3 protein-coding genes are annotated in these 1,815 nt (G+C 33.5%); all 3 read left to right on the top strand.

Annotated features, from left to right (window positions below; genetic code table 11):
* A partial coding sequence (locus WBN21_RS06190; protein ID WP_424198489.1) for an uL15 family ribosomal protein occupies nucleotides 1–211 on the top strand: 211 nt, incomplete at its 5' end.
* A gap of 14 nt (nucleotides 212–225) precedes the next feature.
* Entirely contained in the window at nucleotides 226–1,581 is a 1,356-nt protein-coding gene (gene secY, locus WBN21_RS06185; RefSeq protein WP_424198487.1) for a preprotein translocase subunit SecY, read from the top strand.
* 8 nt (nucleotides 1,582–1,589) lie between these two features.
* Complete coding sequence (infA, locus tag WBN21_RS06180) at nucleotides 1,590–1,805, top strand: translation initiation factor IF-1 (protein ID WP_007094967.1); 216 nt, start codon at nucleotides 1,590–1,592, stop codon at nucleotides 1,803–1,805.
* Nucleotides 1,806–1,815: the final 10 nt, after the last annotated feature.

Genomic DNA, 1,815 nt, shown 5'->3' with positions numbered 1-1,815 from the left:
TACGTTGCAACAATTGGTTGATGATAAGAAAATAAAAGATACAGTAGATTTTGAAACATTATTCACAAACCGTTTAGTTGATAAAAATGATTTAGTTAAAATCATGGGACGTGGGGAATTAAAAGCGAAATTAAAAGTATCTGCTCATAAGTTTACTGCTTCAGCAAAAGCTGCTATTGAAGCTGCTGGAGGAGAAGCCGTAACTATATAAGACATTTTATAAGTATGAAATTTATAGAATCAATTAAAAATGTTTGGAAAATAGAAGAATTAAGAAACAGAATCATTGTCACTTTGGGTCTGTTATTAGTTTATCGTTTTGGTGCACAGGTTGTATTGCCTGGTATTGATGCGTCTCAGTTAGGTGGTTTAGCAGAAAAAACAGATAGTGGTTTGTTAGGATTGCTTAACGCTTTTACCGGTGGAGCGTTTGCTAATGCTTCTGTTTTCGCTTTAGGTATTATGCCTTACATTTCTGCTTCTATTGTTGTTCAGTTAATGGGTATAGCGATTCCTTACTTGCAGAAATTGCAAAAGGAAGGTGCTAGTGGTCAAAAGAAAATTAATCAGATTACACGTTGGTTAACTATAGCGATTTGTTTATTGCAAGCGCCAGGTTATTTAGCAAGTTTACCTGCATTAGGAATTCCGTCAAGTGCATTTTTATTAGGTACTGGGCCATTATTCTATTTTTCATCAGTTACAATATTAGTAACTGGCTGTATTTTCGCAATGTGGTTAGGTGAAAAAATAACTGATAAGGGTATTGGGAATGGTATTTCATTATTAATTATGGTTGGTATTATTGCAACATTACCGCAAGCATTTTTACAAAATGCAGCTACAAGATTAGAAGGTGGTGGAAACGGTGGTTTAATGATGGTACTAATTGAATTTGTTATTTGGTTCGTTATAATTTTAGCATCTATTATGTTAGTAATGGGAGTTAGAAAAATAGCCGTACAATATGCAAGAAGAACTGCTTCTGGTGGTTACGAAAAAAGCGCCATGGCAGGATCAAGACAATATATTCCATTAAAGCTTAATGCTTCAGGTGTTATGCCAATTATCTTTGCTCAAGCTATTATGTTTGTTCCTAGTTTAATTGGAGGGTCATCTTTGTTGAAAGAAACAACAGTAGGTGCTTGGATGCAAACAAATTATTCGGACATGTTTGGTTTTTGGTATAATGTAACATTTGCTTTATTAATTATAGTATTCACATACTTTTATACGGCAATTACAGTACCAACAAATAAAATGGCTGACGATTTAAAACGTAGTGGTGGTTTTATTCCTGGTATTCGTCCAGGTTCTGAAACATCTGAATATTTAGATAGAATAATGTCTCAAATAACCTTACCAGGTTCTATATTTTTAGCACTTATTGCTGTGTTCCCAGCGTTTATTGTTAAGCTTATGGGAGTTCAACAAGGATGGGCTTTATTTTTCGGAGGAACATCATTATTAATTATGGTTGGAGTTGCGATTGACACTATGCAACAAATAAATTCTTATTTGTTAAATAGACACTATGATGGTTTGATGAAAACAGGTAAAAATAGAAAAGCAGTAGCTTAATTTATACTATGGCAAAACAAGCAGCAATAGAACAAGACGGAACAATTATAGAGGCATTATCAAATGCTATGTTTCGTGTTGAATTAGAAAATGGTCACATTGTGACTGCACACATCTCTGGTAAAATGCGTATGCATTACATTAAATTGTTGCCAGGAGATAAAGTAAAATTAGAAATGAGTCCTTATGATTTAACAAAGGCTCGAATAACTTATAGATACTAATACGATGAAA

The organism is Algibacter sp. (genome assembly GCF_049667265.1).
Taxonomy (GTDB): domain Bacteria; phylum Bacteroidota; class Bacteroidia; order Flavobacteriales; family Flavobacteriaceae; genus Algibacter_B.
The sequence above is the reverse complement of the archived record's forward strand: the minus strand, read 5'-3'. Positions and strand labels throughout refer to the sequence as shown.